The 15016-nt window shown below is 44.9% G+C and carries 9 protein-coding genes; 4 read left to right on the plus strand and 5 right to left on the minus strand.

The window, feature by feature from the left end:
• The first annotated feature begins 17 nt into the window (after nucleotides 1-17).
• Complete coding sequence (accC, locus tag F3J22_RS26485) at nucleotides 18-1355, plus strand: acetyl-CoA carboxylase biotin carboxylase subunit (RefSeq protein ID WP_167021003.1); 1338 nt, start codon at nucleotides 18-20, stop codon at nucleotides 1353-1355.
• Between the two features lie 85 nt (nucleotides 1356-1440).
• Here the strand turns inward: accC and F3J22_RS26490 are convergent, their stop codons facing one another.
• Together F3J22_RS26490 and F3J22_RS26495 are read right to left on the minus strand one after the other, a co-directional pair.
• On the minus strand, nucleotides 1441-2076 hold the full coding sequence (locus tag F3J22_RS26490) for a hypothetical protein (protein ID WP_167021004.1): 636 nt from the start codon (nucleotides 2074-2076) through the stop codon (nucleotides 1441-1443).
• Nucleotides 2077-2210: 134 nt separating this feature from the next.
• On the minus strand, nucleotides 2211-4400 hold the full coding sequence (locus F3J22_RS26495) for a glutamine synthetase III (protein WP_167021005.1): 2190 nt from the start codon (nucleotides 4398-4400) through the stop codon (nucleotides 2211-2213).
• Between the two features lie 452 nt (nucleotides 4401-4852).
• Between F3J22_RS26495 and purL the strand changes: the two genes are divergently transcribed.
• The gene (gene purL / locus F3J22_RS26500) at nucleotides 4853-7075 is read left to right on the plus strand and encodes a phosphoribosylformylglycinamidine synthase subunit PurL (RefSeq protein WP_167021006.1); all 2223 of its coding nucleotides are present in this window, start codon (nucleotides 4853-4855) and stop codon (nucleotides 7073-7075) included.
• Between the two features lie 187 nt (nucleotides 7076-7262).
• On the plus strand, nucleotides 7263-7715 hold the full coding sequence (locus F3J22_RS26505; protein WP_167021007.1) for a carboxymuconolactone decarboxylase family protein: 453 nt from the start codon (nucleotides 7263-7265) through the stop codon (nucleotides 7713-7715).
• A gap of 69 nt (nucleotides 7716-7784) precedes the next feature.
• Here the strand turns inward: F3J22_RS26505 and F3J22_RS26510 are convergent, their stop codons facing one another.
• From F3J22_RS26510 to F3J22_RS26520, 3 genes are all read right to left on the minus strand, one after another.
• Nucleotides 7785-10112 (minus strand): TonB-dependent receptor, encoded by a 2328-nt coding sequence (locus F3J22_RS26510; RefSeq protein ID WP_167021008.1) that lies wholly within the window; start codon nucleotides 10110-10112, stop codon nucleotides 7785-7787.
• A gap of 18 nt (nucleotides 10113-10130) precedes the next feature.
• Nucleotides 10131-11201, minus strand: a complete 1071-nt coding sequence (locus F3J22_RS26515; protein ID WP_167021009.1) for a PepSY domain-containing protein — start codon at nucleotides 11199-11201, stop codon at nucleotides 10131-10133.
• A gap of 638 nt (nucleotides 11202-11839) precedes the next feature.
• Entirely contained in the window at nucleotides 11840-13081 is a 1242-nt protein-coding gene (locus tag F3J22_RS26520) for a pyridoxal phosphate-dependent aminotransferase family protein (protein WP_167021010.1), read from the minus strand.
• 173 nt (nucleotides 13082-13254) lie between these two features.
• Between F3J22_RS26520 and pafA the strand changes: the two genes are divergently transcribed.
• Complete coding sequence (pafA, locus tag F3J22_RS26525; RefSeq protein ID WP_167021011.1) at nucleotides 13255-14919, plus strand: alkaline phosphatase PafA; 1665 nt, start codon at nucleotides 13255-13257, stop codon at nucleotides 14917-14919.
• Nucleotides 14920-15016 lie beyond the last annotated feature (97 nt).

A 15016-nucleotide genomic window follows, 5' to 3' on the forward strand; every position in this document is an offset into this window, starting at 1 on the left:
AACTTATCAGGAAAACAATGTTCAAAAAAATATTGATTGCTAACCGTGGAGAAATTGCCCTGCGTATTATCCGTACCTGTAAGGAAATGGGTATCAAAACGGTGGCAGTTTATTCTACAGCAGATAAAGACAGCCTGCATGTGAAGTTTGCAGACGAGGCGGTATGTATTGGTAAACCGCAGAGCAGTGAGTCTTATCTGAATATCCCTCACCTGATGGCTGCAGCGGAGATTACCAACGCTGACGCTATCCACCCTGGTTATGGCTTCCTGGCTGAAAATGCCCGTTTTGCTGAAATCTGTGGTGAGCATGGTATTAAGTTTATCGGCCCTACAGCGGAGATGATCCGTAAAATGGGTGATAAAATGACTGCCAAAGAAACCATGATTGCTGCAGGCGTTCCTGTTATTCCAGGATCAGAAGGTTTGCTGAAAGATGTAGCTGAAGCCAGAATGCTGGCAAACAAAATGGGCTACCCTGTTATCATGAAAGCTACTGCCGGTGGTGGTGGTAAAGGTATGCGTGTGGTTTGGGAAGAAGCTGAACTGGAGAATGCTTATACCATGGCTAAAAGTGAGTCACGTGCAGCATTCAACAACGATGGTATCTACATGGAGAAATTCGTGGAAGAGCCTCGCCATATTGAAATCCAGGTTGCCGGCGACCAATACGGTAAAGTATGTCACCTTTCTGAGAGAGACTGCTCTATCCAGCGTCGTCATCAGAAACTGGTAGAAGAATCACCTTCTCCTTTCATGACGCCTGAACTCCGTGAGAAAATGGGTGCTGCTGCTATCGCTGCTGCATCTGCTATCAACTACGAAAGTGTTGGTACCGTTGAGTTCCTGGTAGATAAACACCGTAACTTCTACTTCATGGAGATGAACACCCGTATCCAGGTAGAACACTGTGTTACAGAAGAAGTTATCAACTTTGATCTGATTAAGGAACAAATCAAGATCGCTGCTGGTATTCCTATCTCCGGTAAAAACTATACACCGCAGATGCACGCTATTGAGTGCCGTATCAATGCGGAAGATCCATACAACGATTTCCGTCCATCTCCGGGCAGGATTACTACCCTGCACATCCCTGGTGGTCATGGTGTTCGTGTGGATTCACATATCTATGCCGGTTATGTTATTCCTCCTTTCTACGATTCTATGGTGGCAAAAATCATCGCTGTGGCTCAAACCCGCGAAGAGGCCATCAATACCATGGAACGTGCACTGAGCGAGTTCGTAATTGAAGGTGTGAAGACTACCATTCCTTTCCATCAGCAGCTGATGCGTGATGAGAACTTCAGAAAAGGTAATTTCACTACCAAGTTCATCGAAACTTTCAAACTGCAATAAAAAAAACGCTCCGGTCCGGAGCGTTTTTTATTTAAATTATTTCAGAAAGGCTGTCTCTACCAAGTAGAGACCGCTTTTTTTGTTATTAACTTTTACCTGGTGCATTTTTTCCAGGCAGGTCGCGGTTCTGGGTTCTTTTCAGCTCCCTCATGCGCTCCTGCATTTCGATTTTCAGTTCCTGGTATTTGCTGTACTGGTCATCTGAAAGCAGGCCTTTTATCTGGGTGTCTTCTGCTGTTTTCAGGGAATCCTGTTTTTGTGTCTTTTCTTGTCTGGACAAGGTATTATCCTGTCTGACAGCTTTCAACTGTGTTTTATATTCTTTATTGATGACTTTGAAGCGTTTGGCCTGGTCATCCGTGAGGTTGAGCTGGTCTTTGATATGTGCCGTTACTTTCTGGGTGTCTTTTTTATGCATATCTGCCATCTGGTGCATGGCCAGGTGTTGTTGCTGCCATTTACTGACCTGGTCCGGGGTGAGAACAGTTTTGATTTTATCCTCACGGGCATAGCTCAGGGATTGCAGTTTGGTTTTTTTATCTGCATCAGAAAGGGTTTTATCCTGACGGATGAGTTGGGCATCCTTGATAAATGTTTTATTAATCTCTTTTAGCCGGGAAGTTTGGGCGGGAGATAGGTTGAGATTTTTTACGTCGCTGGAATCCTGTGCCGTTGCGGCAATTGAAACAGTCAAACAAATAAGTAGTAACAGGTGACGCATGTTACATGAATTTATCTTTTTGACTGTTTATTAATGGCTTCGTTTAAAGTTGGGGCAGATAAAGTCGGGACAGAAAAAACAAAGCCCCGGATGAAAATCCGGGGCTAATCATACACCAAAACAATCTTACGGTTTTATCGCAAGAAAAGCAGCTCTCTGTATTTAGGCAATGCCCATTTTTTGTCATCTACCAGGAACTCCAGTTTATCGGAGTGGTAACGGATCACATCAAAGTAAGGCTTGATTTTCTCACAGTAGTCAATAGCTTTTTCACGGCTGTCGGTCAGTTTGTTGGCAACTTTACGTGCCTCAATCATAGCCTGTACGTTTTCGCTGATGACATTAATATGTTCAGAAATTTTTGCGGCAATTTGTTTTTGCGCTTTAACAGCTTCTTCGCCAAGACCAATTTCTTTCAGGCCTTTGATGTTGGCAATCAGGTCGTTGAGGTAGCTGATTGCGCAAGGCAGGATGTTGTTGGTAGCGAGGTCACCGATTACGCGGGCTTCGATCTGCACTTTTTTCACGTAGTCTTCCAGGAGGATTTCGTGACGTGCATGCAGTTCTTTCTCGTTGTATACGCCAACTTCGGTAAACAGTTTGGCAGCTTTAGGCGTAACGAAAGCGTCGAGAGCTTTAGGAGTGGTTTTGATATTTTCGAGACCTCTTTTTTCAGCTTCTTTTTCCCATTCTTCGCTGTAGCCGTCGCCTTCGAACAGAACTTTTTCCGAATCTACAATATATTTTCTGAGAGTTTGCATAATTGCAATCTCTTTTTTCTCACCTTTTTCGATCAGGCTATCCACTTCAACTTTAAAGTCGGTCAGGGTTTTAGCTACGATAGAGTTGAGAACAGTCATTGCAGAAGCACAGTTTGCGGAAGAACCTACGGCGCGGAACTCGAACTTGTTGCCGGTGAAGGCGAACGGAGAAGTACGGTTACGGTCGGTGTTGTCCAGCATCAGTTCCGGAATATGACGGTGCAGGTCCAGTTTCAGGATAGCTTCGTCTTGTTCGTCGAATTTGTTGCTTACGCGGGATTTAACTTCCTGCAGTACTTCGTAGAGGTATTTACCGGAGAATACGGAGATGATAGCAGGAGGTGCTTCGTTTGCGCCCAGACGGAAATCGTTGCTAGGGGAGGCGATAGAAGCTCTCATGAGGTCAGCGTAATCGTGAACAGCTTTGATAGTGTTAACGAAGAAGGTGAGGAACATGAGGTTGGTCTTAGGGGTTTTACCCGGAGCCAGCAGGTTAACGCCGGTATCGGTAGCCATAGACCAGTTATTATGTTTACCTGAACCGTTGATACCAGCGAATGGTTTCTCGTGCAGGAGAACTTTCAGTTTGTGACGTTTAGCTACTTTGTTCATTACGTCCATCAGCAGGGAGTTGTGGTCAACTGCGATGTTTACTTCTTCGAAGATAGGAGCGCATTCGAACTGAGAAGGAGCTACTTCATTGTGGCGTGTTCTTAAAGGAATACCCAGTTTATAGGATTCTTCTTCGAAATCGCGCATGTAAGCATAAGCTCTTTCAGGGATAGCACCGAAGTAGTGGTCTTCCAGCTGCTGACCTTTGGAAGGAGCGTGACCAACAACGGTACGGCCGGTCATGATCAGGTCAGGGCGAGCGTTAGCGAGGTTTTCGTCTACCAGGAAGTATTCCTGTTCCCAACCGAGGGTAGGGGTTACTTTGGTAACGTTTTTATCGAAATAGTTACATACGTCTACAGCAGCTTTATCGATTGCAGCGAGTGCTTTCAGGAGAGGAGCTTTGTAGTCCAGTGATTCACCGGTGTATGCTACGAAGATAGTAGGAATGCAGAGGGTTTTACCATATCCTTGTTCCAGGATGAAGGCTGGGGAAGAAGGGTCCCATGCGGTATAACCACGAGCTTCGAAAGTTGCTCTCAGACCACCGTTAGGGAAGCTGGAAGCATCTGGCTCCTGTTGTACCAGCGCATCACCGTCAAAAGTTTCGAGGGCAGAGCCATCAGCTTTCAGGGTGAAGAAAGAGTCATGCTTTTCAGCAGTAGTACCAGTCAGTGGTTGGAACCAGTGGGAATAGTGAGTAACACCTTTTTTCATTGCCCAGGCTTTCATACCGGAAGCAATTTGCTCAGCCATTTTACGCTCGAGCTTGGTGCCATTCTTGATGGAGTTCATGAGGCTTTTATAAGCTTCGTCGCTCAGGTATTCACGCACGATTCTGCCGGCAAATACATTGGAACCGAATACTTCGGTGATTTTGCCATTATGCTCAGTGAGTTTGGAGTCTACGCCAGCTAATCCTTCCAGCGCGGTAAAACGTAACGATTGCATGCTGTAATAATTTTACACAAAAGAACACATTATGCTTGGTAAATGCAATAAAATTGTTCTGTTTAACCAAAAAATTACATTTTGGGTCTCAAAAAGTCTTTTATTTTTTCATTTAGTCAAAAAAATGAGGTCGATCTCCTCTGAAAATGATAAATTAAAAATAATGTAATATGATAAGCGCTTGCACATCTATTTTGTATCTCATATTAATATGTATATATCTGCCTAAATCCCTCTTCCTTTTCTATTATCTGTCATAATGAATGATTTATGAAAATAATCTATTTAAATAGTGTGAATCTTTATCCATGAAAAAGCTCCCGGCAGGGTTATATTTCTACTTTAACAGAAACGGAAGGCACCTCCTAAATGGGTTTGCACTTGGGATTTGCAGGAAAATCATGTAGGTTTGCATCTTCTTTTTAATTACTCGGTTTTTTATACTTAAATACATGCAAACCACCGTAGAAATTGCTGAACAGCTAGGACTTACCGCTGACGAGTTTGAACGAATTAAATCCCACTTAGGCCGCACTCCAAATTTTACCGAATTGAGTATGTACTCTGTAATGTGGAGTGAGCATTGCAGCTACAAAAACTCAATCGTGTGGCTGAAATCACTGCCACGTGAAGGAGATCGCCTGCTGGTAAAAGCTGGTGAAGAAAACGCCGGTCTTGTTGACATTGGCGATGGCTATGCGGTGGTATTTAAAATCGAATCTCACAACCACCCGTCAGCTATTGAACCATTCCAGGGTGCTGCTACCGGTGTGGGTGGTATCCACCGTGATATCTTCACCATGGGTGCACGTCCTATCGCAGCCTTAAACTCACTGCGTTTCGGTAATATCAACGATAAGAAAACACAACACCTCGTAAAAGGTATTGTACATGGTATCGGCCACTACGGTAACTGCTTCGGCGTTCCTACTGTAGGTGGTGAAGTTTATTTTGAAGACTGCTACGGTACTAACCCACTGGTAAACGCGATGAGCGTAGGTATCGTAAAAGTTGGACAGACTGTTTCCGCTACCTCATATGGTGAAGGAAATCCTGTATTCATCGTTGGTTCTGCTACCGGTAAAGATGGTATCGGTGGTGCTTCTTTCGCTTCTGCCAACATTACAGAAGACAGTGCGGAAGATTTACCGGCAGTTCAGGTAGGCGATCCATTCCAGGAAAAGAAATTGCTGGAAGCATGCCTCGAAATCATCAAAACCAAAGCTATCATTGGTATGCAGGATATGGGCGCAGCCGGTATTACCTGCTCTACTGCCGAAATGAGTGCAAAAGGTGAACATGGTATGAACATCTGGCTGGATAAAGTACCTACCCGTCAGGAAAACATGAAAGCATGGGAAATGCTGCTGAGCGAAAGCCAGGAGCGTATGCTGATCGTGGTGAAAAAAGGCCAGGAACAACCAGTACTCGACATCTTCGAGAAATGGGACCTCCACTGTGTACAGATCGGTGAAGTGACCAAAGATAAAAACCTGCGTTTCTACATGAACGGCGAACTCGAAGCCGAAGTTCCTGCAGAATCACTGGTACTGGGTGGTGGCGCTCCTCAATATCACAGAGCCTACACCGAACCTGCTTACTTCTCTAAAATCAAAGCTTTCGACATCCAGAACATCCCGGATGTTGCCAACGCTAAACAAATAGCTGAAAGAATCGTCGCTTTGCCTAACATCGCTTCCAAACGCTGGGTTTACAACCAGTACGACAGCATGGTAGGTACTGCAAACGCCAGCACCAATGCACCTAGCGATGCTGCTATCGTGTTGGTAAAAGGAACTGAAAAAGCACTGGCAGTTACTACTGACTGTAACAGCCGCTATGTATTTGCTGATCCTCATGTTGGTGGCCAGATTGCTGTTGCTGAAGCAGCGCGTAATATCGTTTGCTCCGGCGGTGAACCAGTAGCCATCACCAACTGTCTCAACTTCGGTAACCCTTACGATCCGGAAGTTTACTACCAGTTCGTATACGCTATCAAAGGTATGGGCGAGGCCTGCCGCAAATTCAATACCCCGGTTACCGGCGGTAACGTGAGCTTCTACAACCAGTCTCCGGACGGTCCTGTATATCCTACTCCAACCATTGGTATGCTGGGTGTACTCGATAATAAAAACACCCGTCTCACCCTTGATTTCAAAAATGAAGGTGACCTGGTTTATATTATCGGCCGCAGCCGTAATGATATCAACAGCTCTGAATACCTGAGCAAAATCGTTGGTGTTGAATTCAGCCCTGCTCCTCACTTTAACCTGGACGAAGAACTTCATGTTCAACAGGCGATCACTAAACTGAACAAAGCCGGTTTATTGCAGTCTGCACATGATGTCAGCGAAGGTGGTCTGTTCGTGACCCTGTTCGAAAAAGCGATGCCTAACAACCTCGGCTTCGAACTGAAACTGAACGATCATTTCCGTAAAGATGCCTTCCTGTTCGGTGAAAGCCAGAGCCGTGTTGTGGTAACCATCAAACCTGAAAACAAAGAGAAATTTGATGCTATCATTCATGGTCTGATCGATGCAACAGAAACTTCTATCCGTGCTGAAAAAGTAGGTGTGGTTAAAGGTGAAAGCATCGTTGTAAACGGTGAAACATGGGCTAAAGTAAGCGACTGGAAAAAAGCTTACGACGTGTCTATCGAAGAACATCTGAAATAATAGCCTTACGGCTAAAAAATATAAGGGCTAACCGATATCGGTTAGCCCTTTTTTATTTTTAAAACCAGCCACTATGGCCAATTTGTAAAATTTCCTTGTGTTTTTTCCGGAAAGCTGTCACGTTTTGATTTTGATATTGGTCTTATATACGAATCCAATTATTAAAACACTTACAAAATCAAATATTATGAAAGCAAGAATCACCTTCCAGGACACTAACAAAGGTTTTTTAGACGGTCTTTTCAAAACCGGCGGCTACATTAAAAATTCCGGTATCAGCCCGGTAATTCAGGAGCTGATCAACTTCCGTGTTTCCCTGATGAATGGCTGTGCATATTGCCTGGATATGCACTTTAAAGATGCGGTTCATAATGGTGAAAACCCACAACGACTCTATTCAATAGGCGCATGGAGAGAATGCCCTTACTACACTGCAGAAGAACAGGCTGTACTGGCTTATACGGAAGAAGTAACACTCATGCATGTTAAAGAGGAAACCTTCGAGAAACTGCTGCAGTTCTACGATAAACAACAAATTGCCGATATCACGCTGGCCATCGGCATGATCAATGTCTGGAACAGAATGAATATTGCTTTTCAGACAGTTCCTGGTGGCTATCAGGTTGGACAGTATGCATAACCTGCTAATAAGCAAAAAGGCCGTCTCTACTCAGTAGAGGCGGCCTTTTTAATATCTGCAAAATAGCTATTAGAACCTATAATTTAATCCCAGATTAAAGCGGGCACCAGAACCTTTGATATAGGAATCGGTAGTTACGCGTGACTGCGCCATTACCGGGTAGTAGTCTGCGTTGAACAGGTTATCCACACCGAGGCGAATAGTAGTTGCCTTATTGAAATGGTAGGCAGTATAAAGGTTTACCAGGCTGAAGCTGCTAACAGGTCCTGCACCCAGGTCCCAGTCATTGGTTTTAGGGTTCAGCGCAAAACGTTTGCGGGAGCCGCTGTAAACATAATACACACCTACATCGAGTTTTTCTTTCAGCGGAGAGTAGTTTACATTCAATGTTCCTTTATCGGGAGAAATGCGGCTGCCAGGGAGATAAACCTTGCCGGAAGTACCATCTTTCTTCCCCTCTACGTGTGCATAGGACGCACTTACAGAGAGGTTTGGCAGGAATTGATAACCAGCGGTGAACTCATAGCCCTGTATGCGCTCAGGTGCACGTTCAGGTGTAGCTACACCGTTGAGGTCTACCAGACTGGTACCCAGATTGGAAGTGCTCACATAGTAAGCACCGGTAGCATTGAACTTGCCGATATTGCTGCTGAAGCCAACTTCATAGTTATTAGTGATGATGGCGTCTGTCTGGATAGAACCTTTCACGCTGGCGCCTCCGGCAACATCCTTCGCCAGGCGGAGGGTACGGCCGAGGTCATACAGAGAGAAGCTCTGGCTGAAGCTTACGAAAGGATTGAAATACTGGAATTTGGTATAACGCAAGCCAGCATTGAACGTCAGTGCATCATAAGGCAGGTTGCCGCCCTGTACATGTACACCACCGGCATAGTTACCAAATTTGATGGTCGTAAAGTCAGGGATATCCAGGGAAACATTTTCGTATCGTGCGCCTGCTTTCAGGAGGAAATCCTTGAAGATATAGGCTTTCAGCTGTGCATACGGTGCATAGTTTTTCATGTCCATTTTAGGTACAAACTTGCGGCCATCTACCAGCGGCTGCTCGGTTACATCATTCAGTACATCTACTCCGTAGGTAAGGTCACCATTGAGGTTTGGACTGATATTGAAAGTTGTATTCAGGTTTACACGCAACCCTTTTTTGTGGGAAGTGATGGCTGAGTTACCACCGCCTTCATAATAGTCGGAATATTCAAAAATAGTGTAGAAGTCCTGGTAGTAAAGGTTTACATCCAGGGAAGTATTTCTGAAGATACGTTTGTTGCTGTAGTTCAGGTAAGCATTGTGGTTGTACGGCGTACCCTGTTTTGCACCAGGACTGGTTCCCAGCACACCGATGATCGGGCTTTCGCCAAATTTACCACCGGAGTTAACATAGGTTGCGTTTTGCATGGTGCGGTAGTAGTTGTACATCAGTTCAATACGTTGATTTTCATTGATGTTGTAGCCTACTTTACCAAAAGCATTTATATTTTCGTTTTGAGCCAGCGACTGGAAAGGCGCAATTACCTGGCCTTTAGCATCTTTATAAACACCTGTTTGTTCGTAGGTGCCGCTTACCACATAATCGAATTTATTGATGGTACCGCTGAAGTTCTGCGATACACGGCCACCCATGCTGTTGGCTGCATTGGTCAGGGAGCCTGAAGTGCTAACGTCTGTAGCGCCGCTGAATTGCTTGTCTTTGTTAGCTTTTTTAGTGATGAAGTTGATGATACCACCATCAGCGCCGTTACCATAGATTGCGGTAGCGCCTTTGATCACCTCCACTCTTTCAATGACTGATATATCGATGCTGCGCATGTCTTTATCGCCATTACGGAGTGGTGTAGACTGCGGGATACCATCGATCATGATCAGCATACTGCGACCTCTGAGTGTTTCCCCTTTTTTAGTGGCAGTATTGGTACCGAGTGTAAGGCCAGGTACGTTCAGTCCGAGGAGCTGATTGATATCAGTAGTGATGGCGCTTTGTTCCTGTAATTGTTTACCGGAGATGATCGTAATGGAAGAAGGCACGGTGCCGATTGTTTCGCGGTTACGGCCAGCAGTTACCACTACTTCACCCAGTCCTACGTTAGAGGTAGACATATTCAGGTCTAAGCGGATATCGTTGTTTTCGATACTTACCTCTTTTTCAACAGTATTGTAACCGACGCCGGTAGCTATCAGTTTGTAGCTGCCAGGTTTCACGTTGCGGAGGGTAAAGTTACCGTTAGCGTCTGTGATGGCGTGTTTCTGGGTGCCGGAAAGATATATGCGTAATCCTGGGATTGCAGCATTGGTACTGTCCTGGATTTTACCGTTAATGTTTTGTGCTGCCAGTTGTAAGGCAGCAAACATGATCAATACGCTTAATAATAAAACTCGCTTCATTTCTAATCGTCTATTGTATTATATGCCAGCTGGCACAGGTTGTTTTGATTTCACTAAAAATCTGCGGCGGTACCATATCAGGAAACCAGACATGGACAGGAGGCCGGGGGTAAGGCCAAACAAGGACCAGATTATTTTTACGAAGATGCCACCGAAGTTTCCGAAGTGGAGTGGTGCAATAGCGGCATTGAATTTATCTGCGAAGGATGCTTTGCTGAAGTCGGTAACTTTTTGAAGTTTACCATCTATGCTAAAAGAGACATTGGATGCGTATTCGCCCCAGAAGGAGGACTCATGCGCATGGCCCAGTACTTTGATAGGTGCGCCTGCTTTTTTAGGCGGGCGTACGCCAACGATTTCAAGACCCGGAATAGCTTGTTCTGCCTGAACCAGCAGTTGATCATAGTCAACATTGGCGGGGATTTCAGCCACTTTAGTATTGCCTTTCCTGGAAGCAATAACTTTTTGTTCCATGATGATACCTGTGGTAGTAATAATGGTCAGAAATACTACGGACCATACGCCAGTGATGCGGTGGAGGTTTCTCCAGCGGCGTTTCGGGTTGCTCCATTCCATGGAGAGGCGGAAGCTGAGCACTTTCGCGAAGGATTTGCGGTAGATCCAGATGCCGGAGAGCAGGGAGCAGGCTAAGAGAATACCTGTTACCAGGATGATCTGGGCGCCTGTTTTGCCCGATAACAGCTCAAAATGGAAGTAGAGTACCTTGCCCATGAAATAGTCGGTATTTCCTCTCATATCGACTATTTGTGCGGTATATGGATTTACGAAGCAATAAATTTTCCTTTGTGCATCATATTCGGCCCTGAATACAGTGGTTTCGTTACTGGCCTGTGGCATTTTTACTACCATGATGTAGGGATTGCCGGAATTGGCATTGCGTACAGCCTGAAACTGCCTGGAAAGCGGAAGTGGTTGATTACCAGGTTGGATATAATGAGATTGGGAATAGAGCTGTTCATCAATTTCGTCGCTGAATACCAATAATGCCCCGGTGCAACTTATAAGAAGTAGCATGATGCCGGCAATCAGGCCCGTTAATCGGTGAATGATGAATAATTTCCTGTCCAAGATTTGAGTTCTTTACGCTTCCTTATTGGGAGAGAAGTACAAACGTGCTATTAATTTTTCTTATCATATTAAGAAGAAAAAATATCTGACTTCGCTTCCCGGCAATTTGAATTGCCGCCGCAAAGTTATGATAGGTTGATAGTTAAGGTTTACGCAAAAGGGAAAAACAATGCTCGAAAGCGGAAATTTTGGTGGGCCACTGAATTATTATTGCGTTAAGCCTTATTAACAAGACATTAACAAAATACCACGTTAGTGTTATAGAAACTTGGGAATAGAAGTCTATTTTTGAAAAGAATCAAATGACAATGATTCTCTAATTAAAAAAACCGATCCTATTTAAAATACTATGAATCAATAGATTCAACCTTTCTATGAAGACCATTTGTTCTCTACCATGTCCTAATGAAAACAAGAGTGAACTTTACACCTAGTGAAAGAACGATTTGTTGTAAGGGCTGTCTCTACAAAATAGAGACGGCCCTTTTTGTTTTCAGGCGCTAAAAGGCGCCTTTTTCTTTTCCCGCAAAGCGGCCAGGGTATTAAAAAAACAGCCCACGCCGAAGGCGCGGGCTGAAAATATTTATTAACAAACGACAGGTCTTTATCTCTCAGACAAGAACCCGCCGCAGGCGAAATTATACCATAGGAATCTCTGCAACAGCATAAGCTTTTGCGTCGAGTTTTGCTTTGGTTTCGCTGAATGCTTTGAGTGTCAGTTCGATATCCTCGTCAGAGTGGGAAGCAGTCGGGATAATACGGTAGATGATCTGACCTTTAGGGATAACCGGATAAACTATGATAGAGCAGAAGATATTATAGTTTTCGCGGAGGTCCAGGCACATCGCAGTAGCTTCAGGAATATCACCTTGCAGGTAGATAGGCGTAACAGGGGAGTTGGTATGACCAATATCGAAACCGCTGTCTCTCAGGCCTTGCTGCAGTTTGCGTACATTGGACCAGAGTTTTTCTTTGAACTCAGGGTGTTTGCGCATCAGCTGTACACGTTTCAGATGACCGATAACGATCGGCATTGGCAGTGATTTAGCAAAGATCTGGGAGCGCATGTTATAGCGCAGGTAGTTGATGATTTGTCTTTCGCCGCTGATGAAGCCACCGATAGAAGCACCGGATTTAGCGAAAGTATTGAAGAGCAGGTCGATTTTATCCTGAACACCTTGTTCTTCACCGGTACCGGCACCGGTTTTACCCATAGTACCGAAGCCGTGTGCATCGTCTACTACGAGGCGGAATTCATATTTATCTTTCAGGGCAGCGATTTCTTTCAGTTTACCCTGATCACCGGCCATACCGAATACGCCTTCAGTGATAACGAGGATACCACCACCAGAAGTTTGAGCTAATTTGGTAGCGCGGGTCAGTTGTTTTTCCAGGTCCTGGATATCATTGTGTTTGAACACATAACTATGACCCTGGTGCAAACGCAGACCATCGATCAGGCAGGCGTGTGCTTCTGCATCGTAAACGATTACATCGCGGCGGTTACAAATAGCATCGACAGCACTCATAAAACCTTGGTAACCATAGTTTACCAAAGTGGTATCTTCTTTACCCATGTAGTCGGAAAGCTCACGTTCCAGCTGCTCGTGGTAATTAGTGTTACCCGTCATCATACGTGCTCCCATCGGAGACGCCATACCGTACTCTGCAGCAGCCTGTGCATCCGTAGCACGAACTTCCGGGTGGTTAGCCAGGCCCAGATAGTTGTTCAGGCTCCATACAATCTTCTCTTTTCCCCTGAAATTCATACGGGGACCTATTTCTCCTTCCAGTTTAGGAAATGAAAAATAGCCATGGGCTCTGTCTGAATGTTCCCCAATAGGGCCCATATGTTTCAGCAGTTTCTCGAAAATATCCATATGCTATATTATGAAATGGTTAATTACGTTTAATAAAAACGGACACAAAGGTATTAAAATATTACTTTTTGTAAACTTGAGCCCGATTTGATTGTTGCAGCCAGCTTATGAAAATTTCAGGCCAAACCTTCATACGTCAGGATTTTAGTTATATAAAACAATATTTAAATTTGATGAAACGATTTTACAAACTGTCGTGCCTGCTATTGCTGGCATCTTCCACAGTGTGGGCCCAGAAGGCTACTTCTCCAAAACCATTTAATCATCTCCCTGTAAAAAATATTAAAACAGCCGGAAAACCCAAATTGGTGGTGGGCGTGGTGGTAGATCAGATGCGCTGGGATTATCTGTACAGATATGGTAGCAGATACAGCGCCGGCGGTTTTAAAAGACTGCTTAATGAGGGTTTCTCCTGCGAAAATACGCTAATTAATTATACCCCGACCATCACCGCCTGCGGACATACCTGTATTTACACCGGTTCAGTGCCTGCTATCCATGGTATTATCGGCAACAGCTGGTTTAGTCCTGAATTAGGCCGCAGTGTTTACTGCGCAGAAGATACTACCGTTACTACCGTGGGCAGCAGCTCCAGCGCCGGAAAAATGAGTCCGCGCAACATGCTGGTGACTACCATCGGTGATGAACTGCGTTTGTCCAACAATTTCCAGAGCAAGGTAATAGGTATTGCGATCAAAGACCGTGGCGCCATTTTACCGGCAGGACACAGTGCCAATGCCGCTTACTGGTACGACGGCAGCAGTGGTAACTGGATTACCAGCACCTATTATATGAACCAGCTGCCTGGCTGGGTGCAGGAATTCAACAATGAAAAATTGCCGCAGCAATACCTGGCGAAGCCATGGAACACGCTGTACCCGATATCTTCCTATGTGCTGAGTACTGCTGATGAAAAGTCTTATGAAGGAAAATATAAAAATGCTTCCAATACGTCTTTCCCGCACGACCTGAGCGCTATCGCCAATGGTTCTGTTGCTGCTACTCCTTACGGCAACACCATGACCCTGGAATTCGCCAAAAAAGCCATTGAAGCGAACGAAATGGGTAAAGGTGCCGTGACAGATTTTCTGGCTATCAGCCTGTCTTCCACAGATTATGTAGGGCACCAGTTCGGACCTAATTCCGTTGAAATTGAAGATACCTACCTGCGCCTTGACCAGGACTTATCTACCTTCTTCACTTACCTGGATGCGAAAGTGGGTAAAGGCAATTATCTGTTCTTTATAACAGCAGACCATGGTGTGGCGCATGTTCCGGGCTTTATGGAAGAAAACAAGCTCCCTGGAGGTACCTGGAATGATAAAGCAGCCATGGATGCCCTCAACGAGCAGGTGAATGCGAAATTTGCCGTAAAAGGTGCTATCCGTGCGGTGGATAACTATCAGTTCTGGCTCGACCATGATGGTATTGCCAATACCGGTAAAAACAAAAAGGAGATCTCCGAATTTATCATCTCCCAGTTATTAAAATCTCCGGCGATAGCCAATGCCTTCCCGCTGAAAAAGCTGAATGATGTGGTATTGCCTGTAGTGATGAAAAATATGTTCACCAACGGCCTGAATGCCAAGCGTAGCGGCGATATTCAGGTCATCCTGACACCAGGTTATATCGATGGCGGTAAAACCGGCACTACTCACGGTTTATGGTATCCTTACGACGCGCATATCCCGCTGGTATGGATGGGCTGGGGTATTCATGCCGGTAAGTCGAACCGCACTGTAGGTATGACCGATATTACGCCAACACTGGCGGCGCTGTTGCATATCCAGATGCCTAGTGGTAACGTGGGCCAGGTGATCGAGGAGATTACCAGATAATGATCGTATAGTAGTTGCAGTGGGTGTAGGGATATTCATATTTTTCTTACATTGCTATATCTCTCACTGAAAATTATATAAAAGAAAGGTGTAATGA

The organism is Chitinophaga sp. Cy-1792 (genome assembly GCF_011752935.1).
Lineage (GTDB): Bacteria > Bacteroidota > Bacteroidia > Chitinophagales > Chitinophagaceae > Chitinophaga.

Coding starts and splice junctions, on each gene's coding strand:
- accC (WP_167021003.1), top strand. CDS start 18: ATGTTCAAAAAAATATTGATTGCTAACCGTGGAGAAATTGCCCTGCGT.
- F3J22_RS26490 (WP_167021004.1), bottom strand. CDS start 2,076: ATGCGTCACCTGTTACTACTTATTTGTTTGACTGTTTCAATTGCCGCA.
- F3J22_RS26495 (WP_167021005.1), bottom strand. CDS start 4,400: ATGCAATCGTTACGTTTTACCGCGCTGGAAGGATTAGCTGGCGTAGAC.
- purL (WP_167021006.1), top strand. CDS start 4,853: ATGCAAACCACCGTAGAAATTGCTGAACAGCTAGGACTTACCGCTGAC.
- F3J22_RS26505 (WP_167021007.1), top strand. CDS start 7,263: ATGAAAGCAAGAATCACCTTCCAGGACACTAACAAAGGTTTTTTAGAC.
- F3J22_RS26510 (WP_167021008.1), bottom strand. CDS start 10,112: ATGAAGCGAGTTTTATTATTAAGCGTATTGATCATGTTTGCTGCCTTA.
- F3J22_RS26520 (WP_167021010.1), bottom strand. CDS start 13,081: ATGGATATTTTCGAGAAACTGCTGAAACATATGGGCCCTATTGGGGAA.
- pafA (WP_167021011.1), top strand. CDS start 13,255: ATGAAACGATTTTACAAACTGTCGTGCCTGCTATTGCTGGCATCTTCC.